At 63.8% G+C, this 16,565-nt stretch carries 17 protein-coding genes and 1 tRNA gene; 6 read left to right on the forward strand and 12 right to left on the reverse strand.

What is annotated here, in order from left to right:
- Positions 1-14: 14 nt before the first annotated feature.
- The 3 genes from HGI46_RS05375 to HGI46_RS05385 all read right to left on the reverse strand — a co-directional run bounded on the left by HGI46_RS05375 (position 15) and on the right by HGI46_RS05385 (position 2,723).
- Complete coding sequence (locus tag HGI46_RS05375) at positions 15-464, reverse strand: hypothetical protein (protein WP_168903393.1); 450 nt, start codon at positions 462-464, stop codon at positions 15-17.
- A gap of 114 nt (positions 465-578) precedes the next feature.
- On the reverse strand, positions 579-1,193 hold the full coding sequence (folE, locus tag HGI46_RS05380) for a GTP cyclohydrolase I FolE (RefSeq protein WP_118073783.1): 615 nt from the start codon (positions 1,191-1,193) through the stop codon (positions 579-581).
- Positions 1,194-1,205: 12 nt separating this feature from the next.
- A complete protein-coding gene (locus HGI46_RS05385; RefSeq protein WP_346766676.1) occupies positions 1,206-2,723 on the reverse strand; it encodes a phospholipase D-like domain-containing protein in 1,518 nt (505 codons plus the stop codon).
- 199 nt (positions 2,724-2,922) lie between these two features.
- Between HGI46_RS05385 and HGI46_RS05390 the strand changes: the two genes are divergently transcribed.
- Positions 2,923-3,609 carry a class I SAM-dependent methyltransferase gene (locus HGI46_RS05390; protein WP_162896032.1) on the forward strand — a complete coding sequence of 229 codons (687 nt, stop codon included), beginning with the start codon at positions 2,923-2,925 and terminating at the stop codon, positions 3,607-3,609.
- Between the two features lie 27 nt (positions 3,610-3,636).
- On the opposite strand, the gene HGI46_RS05395 is transcribed toward HGI46_RS05390, so the two are convergent.
- From HGI46_RS05395 to grxC, 5 genes are all read right to left on the reverse strand, one after another.
- Positions 3,637-3,945: a septum formation initiator family protein gene (locus tag HGI46_RS05395; protein WP_118073781.1), complete on the reverse strand. Its 309-nt coding sequence runs from the start codon at positions 3,943-3,945 to the stop codon at positions 3,637-3,639.
- 1,010 nt (positions 3,946-4,955) lie between these two features.
- Positions 4,956-5,032: transfer RNA gene (locus HGI46_RS05400), tRNA-Arg, on the reverse strand.
- Between the two features lie 45 nt (positions 5,033-5,077).
- Positions 5,078-5,554 carry a DUF1178 family protein gene (locus HGI46_RS05405; protein ID WP_168903394.1) on the reverse strand — a complete coding sequence of 159 codons (477 nt, stop codon included), beginning with the start codon at positions 5,552-5,554 and terminating at the stop codon, positions 5,078-5,080.
- Positions 5,551-6,393, reverse strand: a complete 843-nt coding sequence (locus HGI46_RS05410) for a carbon-nitrogen hydrolase family protein (protein ID WP_346766677.1) — start codon at positions 6,391-6,393, stop codon at positions 5,551-5,553. Before HGI46_RS05410 ends, HGI46_RS05405 begins: the two co-directional genes overlap by 4 nt.
- A complete protein-coding gene (gene grxC / locus HGI46_RS05415) occupies positions 6,390-6,656 on the reverse strand; it encodes a glutaredoxin 3 (RefSeq protein ID WP_118073779.1) in 267 nt (88 codons plus the stop codon). The genes HGI46_RS05410 and grxC overlap by 4 nt, the downstream gene beginning before the upstream one ends.
- A 172-nt stretch (positions 6,657-6,828) precedes the next feature.
- Here grxC and HGI46_RS05420 point away from each other — a divergent pair, with 172 nt between their 5' ends.
- Positions 6,829-7,290, forward strand: coding sequence for an Hsp20 family protein (locus HGI46_RS05420; RefSeq protein WP_039332216.1), 462 nt, complete (start codon positions 6,829-6,831; stop codon positions 7,288-7,290).
- Between the two features lie 58 nt (positions 7,291-7,348).
- Here HGI46_RS05420 and HGI46_RS05425 read toward each other — a convergent pair whose 3' ends face one another.
- From HGI46_RS05425 to tpiA, 4 genes are all read right to left on the reverse strand, one after another.
- Positions 7,349-8,038, reverse strand: a complete 690-nt coding sequence (locus HGI46_RS05425) for a Crp/Fnr family transcriptional regulator (protein ID WP_118073778.1) — start codon at positions 8,036-8,038, stop codon at positions 7,349-7,351.
- Positions 8,039-8,110: 72 nt separating this feature from the next.
- Entirely contained in the window at positions 8,111-9,742 is a 1,632-nt protein-coding gene (locus HGI46_RS05430; protein ID WP_168903395.1) for a CTP synthase, read from the reverse strand.
- Positions 9,743-9,895: 153 nt separating this feature from the next.
- Positions 9,896-10,285: a preprotein translocase subunit SecG gene (gene secG / locus HGI46_RS05435; protein WP_168903493.1), complete on the reverse strand. Its 390-nt coding sequence runs from the start codon at positions 10,283-10,285 to the stop codon at positions 9,896-9,898.
- A 95-nt stretch (positions 10,286-10,380) separates the two neighbouring features.
- Positions 10,381-11,151, reverse strand: coding sequence for a triose-phosphate isomerase (gene tpiA, locus HGI46_RS05440; protein ID WP_168903396.1), 771 nt, complete (start codon positions 11,149-11,151; stop codon positions 10,381-10,383).
- Positions 11,152-11,447: 296 nt separating this feature from the next.
- Between tpiA and HGI46_RS05445 the strand changes: the two genes are divergently transcribed.
- The 4 genes from HGI46_RS05445 to trpD are packed head-to-tail and all read left to right on the forward strand — an operon-like array spanning position 11,448 to position 16,502.
- The gene (locus HGI46_RS05445) at positions 11,448-13,388 is read left to right on the forward strand and encodes a peptidylprolyl isomerase (RefSeq protein ID WP_168903397.1); all 1,941 of its coding nucleotides are present in this window, start codon (positions 11,448-11,450) and stop codon (positions 13,386-13,388) included.
- Between the two features lie 5 nt (positions 13,389-13,393).
- The gene (locus HGI46_RS05450; RefSeq protein ID WP_168903398.1) at positions 13,394-14,932 is read left to right on the forward strand and encodes a chorismate-binding protein; all 1,539 of its coding nucleotides are present in this window, start codon (positions 13,394-13,396) and stop codon (positions 14,930-14,932) included.
- Positions 14,929-15,516 carry an aminodeoxychorismate/anthranilate synthase component II gene (locus HGI46_RS05455; protein WP_118073776.1) on the forward strand — a complete coding sequence of 196 codons (588 nt, stop codon included), beginning with the start codon at positions 14,929-14,931 and terminating at the stop codon, positions 15,514-15,516. The genes HGI46_RS05450 and HGI46_RS05455 overlap by 4 nt, the downstream gene beginning before the upstream one ends.
- Positions 15,513-16,502, forward strand: a complete 990-nt coding sequence (gene trpD, locus HGI46_RS05460) for an anthranilate phosphoribosyltransferase (protein ID WP_118073775.1) — start codon at positions 15,513-15,515, stop codon at positions 16,500-16,502. Before HGI46_RS05455 ends, trpD begins: the two co-directional genes overlap by 4 nt.
- The last annotated feature ends 63 nt before the right edge of the window (positions 16,503-16,565 follow it).

Below are 16,565 nucleotides of genomic sequence, written 5' to 3' on the forward strand. Positions count from 1 at the left end.
GTACTCATTTCTCCTCAGCCCTCGCGCTGCCTGGCGTGGGCTCCTTCTGCTTCAACGAGGATCACTTCGCGATCCTGCGCAACCATGGCCATCATCGCACTGCGCAAGTCGTCACGTCGCGCCTCGATCACGCGGTCGATGCCATTGCCGCGCTCCGAGCACCAGCCCGGCGATGACCCCGTAAGCACCTCATCGCGCAGCATCGAACGCCTTGCCTGCATGTTTGCGCCGACCTGTGCCTGCCGCTCGACCGAAAGCGACACAGACCACTGGCAGCGCAACGAGGAAGCCCGCCCCGCTCCGCCGGCCGAGCCGATCTGCTTCATCTCGACCCGTGTCTTTCCACTGTAATCGGCGGTGATCGGGCCGGCCGCATGCTCGATGACGGTCGAGTGCTCCATGCCCATTGCCGGGGCGCTGACCCCCAGCGCAACGGCAAGACCTGCAAAGCCAAGCGTCTTCATGTTGTGTCTCCTGCAAACGTCCCGGCTTTTTTCCGGTGACATGAGCAAGATAGAACCCCGATTGTGTGCAACCAACCGACGGACTTGTAATGTTTCTTTGCTGGGGCGCTGCCCTCAGTAGCCCATCAGGCTGAGCACTTCCTTGCGGCTTCGCGTATCGTCGAGGAACGTGCCCATCATCCGGCTCGTCACCATGCCCACGCCAGGCGTCCGCACGCCGCGCGCGGTCATGCAGGCATGGCTCGCCTCGATGACCACCGCCACCCCATGCGGCTTGAGGTTGTCCCAGATGCATTGTGCCACCTCGGCGGTCAGGCGCTCCTGGATCTGCAGCCGACGCGCAAACCCGTGAAGGACCCGCGCCAGCTTGGAGATGCCGACGACCTTGTGCCGCGGCAAATAGGCAATCGCCGCCTTGCCGATGATCGGTGCCATGTGATGCTCGCAATGGCTCTGGAAAGGAATGTCCTTCAGCAGCACGATCTCGTCATAGCCGCCCACTTCCTCGAACTGTCGCGACAGATGGCTCGCCGGGTCCTCGCCATAGCCGAGGCAATATTCCTTCCAGGCACGCGCGACGCGCTTGGGCGTATCAAGCAGTCCCTCGCGTGATGGATCGTCGCCCGACCACCGGATCAGCGTGCGAATAGCGTCCTGAACGTCTTCGGGAACAGGTGGCTTGCCCCGGGCCAGATCGTCGTCTTCATCGGGCCCTACCAGACTGCTCATCACGTTCCTCCGCTACCTTGCAGGCCGTCGCAGGAAGCGACTCCTGAACAGACCCCGGCGATAGAAGGACAGCATTTCCTCCGGACGCTCTGGGTCGAGTACCTCGTTGTCGGCCAGCGCCTTCTCCGCATCGGTAAGGTCGTGCGGCACGAACCGCCCCAGTCTCTTGCCCTCCTGCGGAGCAGCAGCGATGGCCGCAGCCATCGAACCGTGCTGGTCCAGAAGTTCCGCTACCCGCTCCGGCCCGATACCGCAATGCTCGGCCAGAAGGGAAACGCGCAACCGACGGATTGCCTCGCCACAGTGGCCATTGGCAGGCCTTGCACAGTCGATGAACACATCGCACTCGCTGTCCAGGCCCATCGAGCGGTTGTTCAGGTTTGCCGACCCGATCCTCAGGATCTCGTCATCCACGATGGTCAGCTTGGAATGCACGTAGATCGGCGTGCCTTTCGCCGTGAAGGGATGCCAGACCGAGAAGCGACCTGCGTGATCGACCTGCTCGATCGCTCGCACCAACCGGATGCGCGCCCCGTCCATCGCGGTCTGCTCCAGCCAGCCATCGGAACTTTGCGGATTGATCAGCACGATCTCGGGAGGATCGGGCTCTTCCATCCGCCTGACGATGGCTTCTGCAATCTTGCGCGATGCAAAATACTGGTTCTCGAAGTAGATGAACTTCTTCGCCCGCGCGATATGCTCGAGAAACAGCGCTTCCACTTCGCGCACCTCGCGTGCCTCGGCAAAGTGTGATCGCGTGCGCGCGATGCCGATCTCGACATTGCGGAATTCGGCCTCGACGCTCGTGGGCCAGGGCGATGCCCTTTGCGGTTCGCAAGGCTCGAACGGCTTTCCCTTCGCCTGTCCCCACCGCTTTCGGCCGAACGCCCCGAGCACTGCGGCCGCCTCGCCTTCCATCAGCATCGTACAGTCGTGCCACGGGCCATAGAGCTTGCCGCCGGGCCGCCTGCGCCGCTTGTCGTCGTCGAGGTGCTGGCGCGTGTCCCAGCGGTCGCCGGCCATGTCGATACCGCCGCACACGGCAAAACGATCGTCGATCACTGCAATCTTCTGGTGGTGGCTGCACCCCAGTGGATGCGCGCTGTCGAGCTTGAACACGATCCGCGGATGCCGCCACCACCGCAACAGATCGAGCATCATCGAGCCGCGAAAGAAGGCTTTCAAGGCGCCGAAGTTCCACTTGAGCACCCTGACATCAAGCTGCTTGCGACGATTGGCCAGCCACACGACGAAAGGACCAAGCCGCGCCGGCGAAACACGCTTTCGTGGCAAGTTCCACCACCGCCGACCTCCGCCGATGATGATCCGGGTGTCGAAATCCCACCCTATCAGGAAGATCCGCTGCTGCGCCCGCATCATCGCTTCGCGCATCAGGGCGAAGTAATCGGCAGCATCGATCACCGCATGCGCCCTGTCGGCCATCGCATAACGCCAGACCGATTCGGATTCGGACTGAATCCGGGCGAGGTCTCCGGCCTGTTGCTCGGTCACCGCTTCGGGTTCAGCCACAAAAACTTACTTCCATTATGGTACCAGCACACACCACCGACATTCCCCTGCCTACCGATAGATTGCTATCTTATTGTCACTTGTAAGGAAAAGTCCGTTTTGGCTTTACCGTGGCGGATTCAACCGCAATCCCGACACCATGGCAAGCGGTTCAACCCTGATATCGTCCCTACGCACCGGGCTGCTTGCAGTTCCACAGGTGCGTTCGGCGATCGACCGGATCAGAGATCTGGCAGACCCTGATCGCCGCGCCATCGCCCGCATGAAGCGCACCCATTCCAACGCCATCCTGCAACCATGGCCAACCACTTGCGAGGATCGCTACCCCGAAATATTCACCGCGCTCGACGCGCATCTGTGGACTCTCGATGCCCCCCGCATCCTCTCCTTCGGATGCAGCGATGGCAGCGAAGTTCGCAGTTTGCGGCGGTGGTTCCCCAAGGCCCGCATTGTCGGGCTGGACCCCAATCCGGCGATGATCCGCATCGCCAGGGCCCATCTTGCGCTGCATCCCGATCCCAACATTTCCTACATCGAGGCCGCCGACGTCGGGATGCTTGAAGGCCATACATTCGACGCCATCCTGGCCATGGCGGTGTTTCGGCACGGCACCCTCGAAAGCCAGGCTCCCGCGTCCTGCTCCACCCTGCTGCCGTTTGCCCGCTTTGCGCAGACGGTTTCCGCACTGGACCGCCATCTCGCCCCGGGTGGTTGGCTGACGATCTGGAACGCGCACTTCCGCTTCTGCGATACGCCCGTCGCAGCGCGCTACCATGCACGATCCCTGCGCTTCACCCGCGCCGATCCGATGACCCTGCTCTACGGGCCTGACAATGCGCGCATGGAAGGCAGCTACAGCGACGCAATGTTCCTCAAGCAGCGGTAAACTTCCGCCGCCATGGCGAGGATCGGCTCAATCCTTGAGCTGCATCACCACGTCGTCAGGATGCGTCACGTTGAGATTGCTGTGCAGCAATTCCCCCACAAGATCGGGGTCAGCGTGGCGAGGATCGAGCAGATCGACCCGGTTCTTCATCCGGTCCCGCTCAGCCGTCAGCGAAGCGATCTCCTTCTGCCGCTGTTCGAGCACCCGTGCATTCTCGCCCCAGGCCAGCAGACCGCTTGGGCCTGCCACGCCGACCGCAGCAAGCACAAGCAGCACGACCAGCGCCATGGACTGCGCAAGGCTGTCTTTCGGAAGAAGGGGACGACGGCTTTTCATGTCATGACTGAATCACAAATCCCACGCCGTTTCAAGAACCTTCACCTCCACCCGCAGCACAATCGGCAAAACCGCACAGACGGGAACGCCATCTGCCCACCACCCACTGACCACCAACCCAAACACCCCCGTCGCCCCGGGCTTGACCCGGGGGCCCGCTTTTCTTCCTGCACGGTCTCGCAACAAGGAAGCGGGTTCCCGGGCCAAGCCCGGGATGACGGAAGGATGGGAGGGCGAGCACTTGACAAAACGAACCATATAGGTTATATGCCCCGCCCACAGGTCAGGAGAGGGCACAAGGCCAACCCGCTCCTCTCCTTCGGAAGCTGACGCTGTGTGCCGATGCTTCCGGCGCGATCGGTGCGGCAGGTGCGCGTGGGTTCAATGCGGGGCGTAAAGCCCAAGACCCACCGGGCAAGACCTGTCGTTACCCAAGGACAGACAGGACACCCCAGGGCTGATAGCACGGCGCCGAACCCTGAGCGACGCTGCGGATGCGGAACCCGCCATGATTGTGCGACTGTGTCAGCACAAACGACAGGTTCTTTTCACACAGCCGCTTGCCAGAAGCCAAGGCAGCCCGCGAGCCGCTGCCAAAGCTTCGTCCTTTCACATATGTCCGCCCTCAGGCTGAGCCGATCAGGGGTTCGGAACCGCCCCCCGGCCACTCGCAAGCGGTCCCGCGCCCCATCCCGCGCGTGCCGCAACGGCACCGCACCGGTCGCGCGATCTGTCAGCTTCCCCTCGGCGTTACCGTCCGCACTCGCCAGCGGATGCTTTTTTGTATCGAGCGTGGAATGGTTCACGCAGAGACGCAGAGGAAGAAGGAGAGACGCAGAGTCCTTGGGAAGGCGCCTGCGGCGCAGCCGCCTCAAACTCTCTTCTCTCCTCCGCGTCTCCCTTTCCATCTCCGCGTCTCTGCGTAAAACAAAAAAGGGCCGCGTCGCCGCGCAGGCAGGGACCTCGAAATTCTCGCGAACTACGGGCATGCCGCCAATGCTATCGAAAAGTGGTGCGCCCGACGGGATTCGAACCCATGGCCCCCAGATTAGGAATCTGGTGCTCTATCCTGCTGAGCTACGGGCGCCCGCGCATTCCTTTAGGCAGGGGCGTGGGCGCTGGCAACGCTCTTTCAGTTGGCTTCTTCCGGGGGCACCACGGGAATGAGCAAGGGGGCGACCGCAATGCCCTCGTCAAGCAGTTCGCGCGCCTCATCGGGCGTCGCGCGGCCGTGGATGGCGCCTGCATCCTTTTCGCCGTAGTGCATCGCGCGGGCATCCTCGGCGAACTTGTCCCCCACCCAGGTCGATGACTTGATCGCCTCGGCCTGAATCGCAGCGACGGCCTTGAGCATAGCCACGGCCTCTGGCGGCAGCGGGACATTGGCGACGGGCGCCGATTCCGCAGGCTTTGCCGGAGCAGTTGCCGCAAGCTGGTTGCCCTTGCGGCCAACATTGGGCGCCATCACTGCCTTGTTGACATCAGGCGATCCGCATGAGGGACAAGATACCAGCCCCCTTGCCTGTTGACTTTCATAGTCCTGCGAGGAGCCGAACCAGCCCTCGAAGCGGTGTCCGTTCGGCCCGCATTGCAGATCAAAGACAATCATGCCGCCGATCTAGGGATTTCGCGCTTGTTGGCAAGACTGGGAAGCTGCGCTCGAACCTCGCCCGTTCGGGCAGGATCGATAATGGCGAAGCCCAGCGAACTGCCCTCTCCGCCATCGTAGACAACCTCGCCCCAAGGATCGACCACGAGCGAGTGCCCAAAGGTCTCGCGGCCGTCCTGATGCTCACCGCCCTGTGCTGCCGAAATGACCCAGGCGCTGGCTTCCACGGCGCGGGCTCGCTGCAGGAGGTGCCAGTGCGCCTTGCCGGTCGGCACGGTGAATGCAGCCGGAATGCGGATCGCGTCGCAACGGCGGCGGCCCAGTTCCTCGAACAGGGCCGGAAAGCGGATGTCGTAGCAGATGGCAAGGCCGAGGCGGCCAAGCGGTGTCTCGACCGTCACCACCGCATCGCCCGACGTGTAAGCGGCAGATTCGCGCCAGGTCTCGCCCGTTGCAAGATCGACATCGAACATGTGGATCTTGTCATAGCGCGCCGAAATCTCACCGTCGGAATCGATGATGAAGGCGCGATTGGCCCACTTGCCGTCATCGCGCAGCACCGCCAGCGACCCGAGATCGATCCACAGCCCCAGATCACGTGCCGCAGACCGCGCGGCGGCAAGGACCGGGTTGTCCGCTTCGGGCACGATGTGCCGGGTTGCCCTTGACCGGTCACGATCGAGCAGCCCGCACATCTCGGGGGTGAACACCATCGCCGCCCCCTCGTCCGCCGCCTTTCGCGCGGCGCCCGCTATCGCGTCTGCATTGGCCAGCGGATCGATCCCGCTGGTCATCTGGAACAGCGCGATCTTTACCGGCCGGACTTCCGCGGCACTCACTTTCCGAGCATCATGTCCAGCTTGCCTTGCGCGTTGAGCGCGGCAAGATCGTCGGAACCGCCGACGTGAATGCCATCAATGAAGATCGAGGGCACAGTGGTATGACCGGGGGCGCGATCGAGCATTTCGGCCTTTTTGGGGCCACCCATCGTCACGTCGAACTCTTCATAGGAAACGCCCTTGCTGTCGAGCAACTGCTTGGCACGCATGCAGTAGGGGCAGCCCCACTTTGTATAGACTTCGACCTTGGGCGTATCGGACATCGGTACCTCTATCTGGGTCTTGAAAAGCGGTTTTCGCTAACACACATGGGTTTTCGTGTCATGCGCCGCAAGTCGGGCGTGATCACGAATACGAGTGTAAAACCGCCAATGCGGGTGCCGGGTTCCGGGTTCGCAAAGGCAAGTGCAGATTGCTCAATCAGAGGATATTGCCATGAACCGTTTTGACTTTACCCCCTATCGCCGCACCACCGTGGGCTTCGACCGGCTGTTCGACCTGCTCGAACGCCAGGCCCGCGCCAATGCCGGCGACAATTATCCGCCCTTCAATATCGAGCGTAGCGGCGAGGATGCCTACCGCATCACGCTGGCAGTCGCCGGGTTCAAGGCCGAAGACATCGACATCACCGCCCAGCAGAACCTGCTGGTGGTCAAGGGCCAGCGCCCCGAACCGCAGGATCGCGAATTCCTGCATGTCGGCATCGCCAACCGCGGGTTCGAGCGTCGCTTCGAACTGGCCGATTTCGTCCGGGTAGAAGCGGCAGACCTTGCCGACGGCCTGCTGACCATCGATCTCGTACGTGAAGTGCCCGAGGCGATGAAGCCCAAGAAGGTCCTGATCGGCGCGCAGAACCAGCTCAAGGTGATCGAAGGTGACAACACCGCCGCCGCCTGATCTTTCTCGGTAAAGAAAAGCATGGAAGAGCGGACCACATCGGTCCGCTCTTTCCGCATCACCAGGCTTCGGCCACGTCGATCAGCGCCTCGCGATCAAGAATGGTCACGCGCCCGCCTTTCAGGGCAATGATGCCATTGTCGACCCACGCGGAAAGCTGGCGATTGATCTGTTCGCGCGACATGCCGGCAAAGTTGCCGAGTTCGCCCTGGCTCAGCGCAATCTTGAGCTGATTGCCGGCGTCGGATGTATCGCCCATCATCAGCCGCAGCAGGAAACGGGCCAGCCTCGGCCCCGATGTGTAAGCCCGGTCGGCCTCGATCACGGCGTTGTTCTGCCGCAGCCGGCGCGCCATCGCCTTGAGCAGGCGCAGGGCCAGTCCCTTGTGCTTGTCGATGATATCGGCAAAGGCTCCCCGGGTAAGGATCAGCGCCTCGACCGGTTCGATCGCTTCGACCGTGGCGGTGCGATCCCCGCCATCGAGAAAGGCGATCTCGCCCAGGACATGGCCGGGCTCGGCATAGTCGAGGATGATCTCGCGCCCGTTTGCCGCCAGCATACTGACCCGCGCGAGGCCCTTGAGCACGATGAACAGGGTCTTGCCCTCTTCACCCTGCGCCATGAGTTCCTGCCCCGGCTTGAACTGGCGAACCTGGCCACGCGCGATGATATCGGACAGCTCGGCCGGTTCGCAGTCCGCGAAAAGACTTTGTGCCGTCAGCGCTTCAGCCAGCTTGGCCGCATCCATGTCGAGGTCCCCCAGATTGCTGCCGCGCAGATAATCAGGGAAACCTCGGAATTGCCAGCCCTTTAAGGACCTTTAGACCAGACGCGCCTGCTTGACCGCCGCAGCGATGAAGCCCGCAAACAGCGGATGGGGTTCGAACGGACGGCTCTTGAGCTCCGGATGGAACTGCACGCCGATGAACCAGGGGTGATCGGGGCGCTCGACGATTTCCGGCAGGAGACCATCGGGAGACATGCCCGAGAAAACCAGACCGCCCTTTTCGAGCCGCTCCTTGTAGGCGACGTTCACTTCGTAGCGATGGCGATGGCGCTCGCTGATTTCGCTTGCACCATAGATGTTGGCGACATGGCTGTTGCCGGCAAGCTTCGCCTCGTAGGCGCCAAGCCGCATGGTGCCGCCCAGATCGCCGCCTTCGGAACGCTTCTCGAGGCCCTCGGCAGTCATCCATTCGGTGATGATGCCGACCACAGGTTCATCGGTCGGCCCGAATTCGGTGGACGAAGCGCCGGCAATCCCGGCCGTGTTGCGCGCACCTTCGATGCAGGCCATCTGCATGCCGAGACAGATGCCGAAGAACGGCACCTTGCGTTCTCGCGCGAAACGGACGGACGCGATCTTGCCTTCGGTGCCACGCTCGCCAAAGCCACCCGGCACGAGGATGCCGTGCATCGGTTCGAGATGCGCTGCGATTTCCGCATCGTCCTTCTCGAACAGCTCGGCGTCGAGCCACTTGATCCGCACCTTGACCCGGTTGGCCATGCCGCCATGGACCAGCGCTTCGTTGAGCGACTTGTAGGCATCCTGAAGGCCGACATACTTGCCGACGACGCCGATGGTCACTTCGCCCTCGGGGTTCTGGTGCCGATCGACGATGTCGTCCCACCGCGTCAGGTCAGGCTCGGGCGCGGTCAGGCCGAAGTGGCGCAGCACTTCACTGTCGAGGCCCTCGGCGTGATACTGCAGCGGCACGGCATAGATGCTCGAAGCATCGAGCGCCGGGATGACCGCAGACTTCCGCACGTTGCAGAACTGCGCGATCTTGGCGCGCTCGCTCTCGGGCAGCGGCTTCTCGCAGCGGCACAGGAGAATGTCGGGCTGAATGCCAAGTCCGGTGAGTTCGCGCACCGAATGCTGCGTCGGCTTGGTCTTCAATTCACCGGCCGCTGCGATGTAGGGCACCAGCGTGACGTGGACGAAGCAGGTATCGTTGCGGTCGAGTTCGTTGTGCATCTGGCGCAACGCCTCGATGAAAGGCAAGCCTTCGATGTCGCCCACCGTCCCGCCGATCTCGCACAGCACGAAATCCAGATCCTCGGTTTCGGCCTGCGCAAAGTCCTTGATCGCGTCGGTCACGTGCGGGATCACCTGCACCGTCGCGCCAAGGTAGTCGCCGCGGCGCTCCTTCGCGATGATATCGCGGTAGATGCGTCCCGAGGTGATGTTGTCCGCCTGGCGTGCCGAAACGCCGGTAAAGCGTTCGTAGTGACCAAGGTCGAGATCGGTTTCCGCGCCGTCGTCAGTCACGTAGACTTCGCCGTGCTGATAGGGGCTCATCGTCCCCGGATCGACGTTCAGATAGGGATCGAACTTGCGGATGCGCACGCGAAAACCGCGTGCCTGCAGCAAAGCCGCCAAGCTTGCTGCCATGAGTCCCTTGCCGAGCGAGGAAACCACGCCGCCGGTGATAAAAATGTACCGCGCCATGGGATTCGGGCCTTAGCGTCAGAAGTTGCAATTAGGCAAGCGGTTGCGGCTGCAATCTTCGCCGCAATCCACAAGCCGTGGACGAAAGCAAAACGACAGCCGACCCGCGACCTGTCCGGTCGCGGGGCGGCGGGCCGCTTTTTAGTATTCGAGTTACTGGCCGGCGGCGCCGTTCAGCGGATCGTTGGCCGGGGCCGGAACCTGCTGGGCGGGAGCCGCGCCAGGCTGCGCGCCTTGGGCCGGAGCCAGCGGGTCATTGGCCGGCGCGTTCTGCACGGGCGTGTTACGCTCAAGCGAGGTATCGATCTCACGGCTCGAGTTCGTGCCGACCGCGAGCGCTGCCAGAGCAATGCTGAGCACGACGAACGCCGTTGCGAGAATCGTCGTCAACCGGGTCATGAAGTCAGCCGCGCCGCGCGCCGACATGAAGCCGGCAGGGCTTCCGCCCACGCCAAGCCCGCCGCCTTCCGACTTCTGCATCAGGATCACGACCACCAGCAGCGCGGCGACAATGGCCTGGACCACGGTAAGAAAAATGAACAACGACATGAATCACACCTCGTGCGCGATACCGCGCGGGAACCTTTGGCGGCATGTAGGCTTGCTACGGCGTCCGCGCAACCCGCGCGTTGCCGCGCTCAAGCCTCTCCGTTATCGGCGGCGGCCACGATCGGCAGGAAAGCTTCAGCCGTAAGGCTCGCCCCGCCGACAAGCGCACCGCCCACGCCTTCTGCAGCCAACAGGTCACGTGCGTTGCCGGCGTTGACGGAACCGCCGTAAAGGATGCGCACCTTCGCACCGGCATCGCCGTAGAGAGCAAGCAGTTGCTGGCGAATCTGCGCATGCATGGCGACAACGTCGGCCACTTCGGCGACGCGTCCGGTACCGATCGCCCACACCGGTTCATAGGCAACCGCCACCTTACCCGACGCTACCGCGTCCGCCGCAGCATCGCTATCGGGCATCGAGGCAGTGACCTGCGCGGAAACGACTGCTTCCGCCTTCCCGCCATCGCGCTCTTCAAGCGTTTCGCCCACGCAAACGATGATCCCGAGGCCGGCCGCCAGCGCAGCTTCGGCCTTCGCCTTGATCAGGACGTCGCTTTCGCCGTGGTCCTTGCGGCGCTCGCTGTGCCCGACGATCACGAAGTCGGCGCCGGTATCGACCAGCATCTGCGCCGATACGTCGCCGGTGTGCGCGCCCTTTGCGTTGACATGGCAATCCTGCCCGCCAACCCCCATTGCGCTCACTGCCTCGCGAAGGGCGCCGATCAGAGTGAAGGGAGGAGCGATGGCGACCTGAACGTCAGGATAGCGCCCCGCCGCACGGTCTATCGCCCGCGCTTCGGCGAGCATGGCGCGCGTCCCGTTCATTTTCCAGTTGCCTACAATATAAGGACGGTGCGGCATGATCGGCGCGTTCCCCTGAATTTCGCAAATACAATTCGCAGATAAAATCGGTCTGTCAGGGCATCCATCGCCCTGCTTCGTCGGCGCGGCTATCAAACCCGGACTGATTCTGCAAAACACCTGATCGCATAAGCGGGCATAGACCCACTTGCCGCAGGCGCGCGTGGCGCAGGCGACCTGTTGCGCGACGATCGTTGGCATGGAGCCATTGCGAGAATTGCGTTTGCCTCCTAAGGCAACCGCTAACCGAACCTTCGGGTGCGTTGCCGTGCCCAGACGAGAGACGAACTACACAAATGCTCGGCTTTTTCCGCTCGTTCCTCAAGTCGCGCATCGGCGTCGCCGTTGCCCTGATCTTTCTTGGCCTGATCGCTCTTGCTTTCGCCAGCGCCGATGTCACCGGCAGTGGCTTTGGCGGAATCGCCGGTGGCGATCGCGCTGCCAAGGTCGGCTCCAATCGCCTCGGCACAGCTGAACTCGGCAAGGCGCTGACCAATGCGTTCGAGCAGGAGCGGCAGAAGCAGCCCGGCCTGACGATGAAGCAGTTCCTCGATGCCGGCGGCATGGAAACCGTGCTCACCGGGCTGACCGACCGGCTGGCCATGGCCGAATGGGGCCGCGAACATGGCCTGGTGGCCGGTGATCGCCTGATCGACAGCGAGATCACCAAGATCCCGGCATTCCAGGGTCCTGACGGCAAGTTCAGCCAGTCGGCCTATGAACAGCTGCTCGCCCAGCGCGGCCTGACCGACAAGGACGTGCGCAAGGACCTCGGTCAGGGCCTGCTGGCGCGGCAGATGCTCTTGCCGGCAGCGTTCGGCGCCCAGATGCCTGACGAGGCCGTGCAGCGCTATGCCGCTCTGCTGACGGAAAAGCGCGTCGGCACGATCATCTCGGTGCCATCGCTGGCCTTTGCGCCGACTTCCCCTCCGGCTGACAGCACTCTTGCGACGTTCTACAACGCGAACAAGAGCCGCTACATGCAGCCCGAGCGCCGCACGATCCGCTACGCCATCGTCGACGAGGCGAGCCTGAAGACCGTGGCAGCGCCCAGCGACGCCGAAGTGGCGCAGCGCTACAAGCTCAACAGCGCGGTCTACTCGGCGTCCGAACAACGCTCGGTAACGCAGGTAATCGTCCCGACCGAGGCCGCTGCAAAGGCGCTGGCCGCAGAAGTCGGCGCCAGCGGATCGCTCGACAATGCCGCGCGCACCAAGGGTCTGGTCGCCAGCAAGCTTGCCGATCAGACGCGCGACACCCTCGCCAACCAGACGTCACGTGCCGTCGCGGACGCCGCATTCGCCGCAGCTTCGGGCACTCTGGCAACGCCTGCAAAGTCGGGCCTGGGATGGCACGTTCTGAAGGTCGACGCAGTCAAGCGTAACGCCGGAAAGACTCTCGAACAGGCGCGCCCCGAAATCGTCGCGGCCCTGACCCTCGAGAAGCGCCGTGCCGCGCTGTCCGACCTTGCAGCGCAAGTCGAGCAGGAAATCGACAATGGCACCGGCCTTGCCGATATTGCCAAGTCGCTCAACCTGACCGTCTCGACCACGCCGCCGCTGACCGCGAATGGCAGCGTTTTCGGAAAGCAGGACGAGAAGGTCGCTGCCGATATCGCGCCTCTGGTCCAGGCAGCGTTTTCGATGGAGCGCGAAGGCGAAGCCCAGCTCGCAGAGATCAAGCCCGGCGAGAAGTTTGCGATCTACGATGTCGGCCAGCTCGTCGCCGCCACGCCCGCCCCGCTCGATCAGATCAAGAGCGTCGTTGCCCGGGACTGGGCCGTCCAGCAGGGTGCAGCCAAGGCCAAGGCCGCCAGCGACAAGATCCTGGCCGCCTTGAACAAGGGCACGCCGCTGGCCGAAGCTCTCAAGCTCGCCGGTGCCGCCCTGCCCGCGCCCCAGGCCGTTGACCTGCCGCGTCAGGCGCTCACCCAGATGCAGGGGCAGGTTCCGGCTCCGCTTGCGCTGATGTTTGCCATGGCCAAGGGCAGCAACAAGCGGCTTGAGGGGCCGAACAACGGCGGCTGGTATGTCGTTTCGCTCAAGGACATCGTCCTCGGTCAGGTCAAGCGCGGCGATCAGATCTTCCAGCAGGCCGCCCGCTCGTTCGGGCAGGATGCTGGCGGCGAATATGCCGAGCAGCTCCGCCTCGCGATCCGCAAGGATGTCGGGGTGGAACGCAACGACGCCGGGATCAAGGCCGTGCGTGACCAGCTGACCGGCAGCAACGCACAGTAAATCGCATGACCACCGACCTCGCCGAAACTGCCTTCGCACTCCCCGAGAACCATGAGGCTGCGCTTGCGCAGCTGTCTGCCGGAAAGCCCGCGCTGATCTGGCGCAAGCTGATTGTCGATACCGAGACTCCCGTGGGCGCCGCGCTGAAGCTCATGGAGAACGGTCGGGGCGATTTCCTGCTCGAATCCGTGCAGGGCGGCGAAGTGCGGGGGCGCTACAGCCTGCTCGGCATCGATCCTGATCTCGTCTTCCGCGCCACCGGCACACGCGCCGAGATCAATCGCATCTGGCGGCACGACAAGGCCGCCTTCGCGCCGCTTCCCGGCGACGCGCTGGCTGAGCTGAGGGCGCTTGTCGCTGCCTGCCGGATTGATGTTCCTGCCGCGCTTCCGTCGGCGCTGGCCTGTCTTGTCGGGTATTTCGGCTACGAGACCATCGGCCTTGTCGAGAAGCTCCCGCGTGCTGCGCAGAGCGACCTCGTCCTGCCCGACATGCTGTTCACCCGCCCCACGGTGGTGCTGGTGTTCGACCGCCTGTCCGACGAATTGTTCGCCATAGCCCCGGTCTGGGCCGAAGGCGGCGCCCCAGAACGCCTGCTCGAAGCCGCAGCCGAACGCATCGACAATGCCTTGCGCAAGCTGGCGGAGCCTGTTCCGGCCGATGCCCGTCTGGCCGAGGCGGTGGACGTGACCCCGCAACCCGTCATGCCTGCCGCCAACTATGCGCGCATGGTGGGTGCCGCGAAGGACTACATCGAGGCAGGCGACATCTTTCAGGTCGTGCTGGCCCAGCGTTTCACCGCGCCCTTCCCGCTGCCACCGATTGCGCTCTACCGTGCCCTGCGCCGCATCAACCCCTCGCCGTTCCTCTACTTCCTCGACATGCCCGGCTTCGCGCTGACCGGGTCGAGCCCGGAAATCCTCGTGCGCATCCGCGATGGCGAAGTCACCATCCGTCCTATCGCCGGCACCCGCCCGCGCGGCAAGACTCCGGAAGAAGACCGCGCCAACGAACTCAGCCTGCTCGACGATCCCAAGGAGCGCGCCGAACACCTCATGCTGCTCGACCTCGGCCGCAACGATGTCGGCCGCGTGGCCAGGGCAGGCACGGTCAAGGTCACCGAAAGCTACACCGTCGAGCGTTACAGCCACGTCATGCACATCGTCTCGAACGTGGTCGGCCAGCTGGACACCACCCGCGCCGACAGCGTCGATGCCCTGTTCGCGGGCTTCCCCGCAGGCACGGTCAGTGGCGCGCCCAAGGTCCGCGCGTGCGAGATCATCACCGAACTCGAACCCGAAACCCGCGGTGCCTACGCCGGCGGCGTCGGCTACTTCGCTCCCGATGGCTCGGTCGACAGTTGCATCGTCCTGCGCACCGGCGTGATCAAGGACGGCGTCCTCCACGCACAGGCCGGCGCAGGGATCGTGGCCGACAGCAATCCCGAATACGAACAGCGCGAATGCGAGCTGAAGTCAGGCGCCTTGTTCGCAGCGGCGCGTGAGGCTGTGCGGGTGGCAACAGAAGCGAAATTTGGCCAATGATCCTCGTCATCGACAATTACGACAGCTTCACCTGGAACCTCGTCCACTACCTGATGGAGATGGGCGCGGAGGTTGAAGTCGTGCGCAACGACGCGCTCACCGCCGAGCAAGCGATCAGGACCGGCGCGCAGGGGTTCCTGCTTTCGCCCGGCCCTTGCACGCCGAATGAGGCGGGGGTGAGCCTTGATTTGGTCGGCGCTGCGGCGGATGCCAAGCTGCCGCTGCTCGGGGTGTGCCTCGGCCACCAGTCGATCGGGCAGTATTTCGGCGGGAAGGTCGTGCGCGGCGGGTTGATGCATGGCAAGACTTCACCGGTCACCCATGACGGCACCGGCGTCTTCGAAGGCCTGCCCTCGCCCTTCATCGCCACGCGCTATCACTCGCTGATCGTGACCGACATTCCCGATTGCCTCGCGGTCAACGCGCAGTCGGACGACACGCACGTCATGGGCTTCCGCCACACCGCGCTGCCGATCCACGGCGTGCAGTTCCACCCGGAAAGCATCGCCACCGAGCACGGGCACGCCATGGTCGCGAATTTCCTCAAGCTGTGCGGCATCAAGACCAACCCGTTGCCAGCATGAGCCTGCCCGACATTTCCCATCCGCTTGAGGAAGCCGAGGCCGAAGCCGCGTTTGCCGCAATCCTCGACGGCACCGTGGCGGACGACGCCATCGCGCAGTTCCTTTCCGCCCTGTCCGACCGGGGCGAGACGGCGAGCGAAATCGCGGGAGCTGCACGTGCAATGCGGGCGCGGATGATCCCGGTCAACGCGCCAGCCAACGCCATCGACGTCTGCGGCACCGGCGGCGATGGCCACCACACGCTCAACGTCTCGACGGCGGTCAGCCTCGTTGTTGCGGCCTGCGGCGTGCCCGTTGCCAAGCATGGCAATCGCGCGGCGAGTTCAAAGGCAGGCGCGGCCGATACGCTCGAAGCATTGGGCCTCAATCTCGATCGCGCAGGCGAAACGGCTGAGGCGACGCTCAACGATCTTGGCATCTGCTTCCTCTTTGCCGCGCGCCACCATCCGTCGATGGGCAGAATCATGCCGATCCGCAAGGCGCTGGGCCGCCGCACGATCTTCAACCTGATGGGGCCGCTGGCCAATCCCGCAGGCGTTCGCCGTCAACTCGTCGGCATCGCCAGGCCAGCCTACGTTCCGATCTATGCCGAAGCGATCCGCCGCCTGGGCACCGTTCACAGCATGGTCATCTCCGGTGACGAGGGCCTCGACGAGCTGAGCCTTGCCGGTGGCAATGAATTGGCCGAGGTGCTGGGCGACGAAGTTTCGATGCGCCGCGTCTCCCCTGCCGACATCGGCCTGCCACTGGCGCCGGTCGACGCCATTCGCGGCGGCGACGCAGCCTTCAACGCCTCCGCGCTGCGCGCGCTTCTGCAAGGCGAGGAAGGCCCCTACCGCAACGCCGTGCTGTTCAACGCCGCCGCTGCGCTGATCGTCGCCGGTGAAGCGCGCGACTGGCATGAGGGCATCGAGGAAGCCGCAGAGGCACTCGACAAGGGCCTCGCCAATGCCCTGCTAGACTGCTGGATCGCCGCGCTGAAGTAGCGCGCTTTGCGGGGCATGCGTATCGAAGGACACACTTGCCCCCATGCGTCCAAACTCGCTAAG

Source organism: Novosphingobium sp. ERW19, assembly GCF_012641315.1.
Classification (GTDB): domain Bacteria; phylum Pseudomonadota; class Alphaproteobacteria; order Sphingomonadales; family Sphingomonadaceae; genus Novosphingobium.

Bases quoted from the DNA above. Each gene is read 5' to 3' on its own strand.
- HGI46_RS05375 (WP_168903393.1), bottom strand. From the start codon at position 464: ATGAAGACGCTTGGCTTTGCAGGTCTTGCCGTTGCGCTGGGGGTCAGC.
- folE (WP_118073783.1), bottom strand. From the start codon at position 1,193: ATGAGCAGTCTGGTAGGGCCCGATGAAGACGACGATCTGGCCCGGGGC.
- HGI46_RS05395 (WP_118073781.1), bottom strand. From the start codon at position 3,945: ATGAAAAGCCGTCGTCCCCTTCTTCCGAAAGACAGCCTTGCGCAGTCC.
- HGI46_RS05405 (WP_168903394.1), bottom strand. From the start codon at position 5,554: ATGATTGTCTTTGATCTGCAATGCGGGCCGAACGGACACCGCTTCGAG.
- grxC (WP_118073779.1), bottom strand. From the start codon at position 6,656: ATGTCCGATACGCCCAAGGTCGAAGTCTATACAAAGTGGGGCTGCCCC.
- HGI46_RS05420 (WP_039332216.1), top strand. From the start codon at position 6,829: ATGAACCGTTTTGACTTTACCCCCTATCGCCGCACCACCGTGGGCTTC.
- HGI46_RS05425 (WP_118073778.1), bottom strand. From the start codon at position 8,038: ATGGATGCGGCCAAGCTGGCTGAAGCGCTGACGGCACAAAGTCTTTTC.
- HGI46_RS05430 (WP_168903395.1), bottom strand. From the start codon at position 9,742: ATGGCGCGGTACATTTTTATCACCGGCGGCGTGGTTTCCTCGCTCGGC.
- tpiA (WP_168903396.1), bottom strand. From the start codon at position 11,151: ATGCCGCACCGTCCTTATATTGTAGGCAACTGGAAAATGAACGGGACG.
- HGI46_RS05445 (WP_168903397.1), top strand. From the start codon at position 11,448: ATGCTCGGCTTTTTCCGCTCGTTCCTCAAGTCGCGCATCGGCGTCGCC.
- HGI46_RS05450 (WP_168903398.1), top strand. From the start codon at position 13,394: ATGACCACCGACCTCGCCGAAACTGCCTTCGCACTCCCCGAGAACCAT.
- HGI46_RS05455 (WP_118073776.1), top strand. From the start codon at position 14,929: ATGATCCTCGTCATCGACAATTACGACAGCTTCACCTGGAACCTCGTC.
- trpD (WP_118073775.1), top strand. From the start codon at position 15,513: ATGAGCCTGCCCGACATTTCCCATCCGCTTGAGGAAGCCGAGGCCGAA.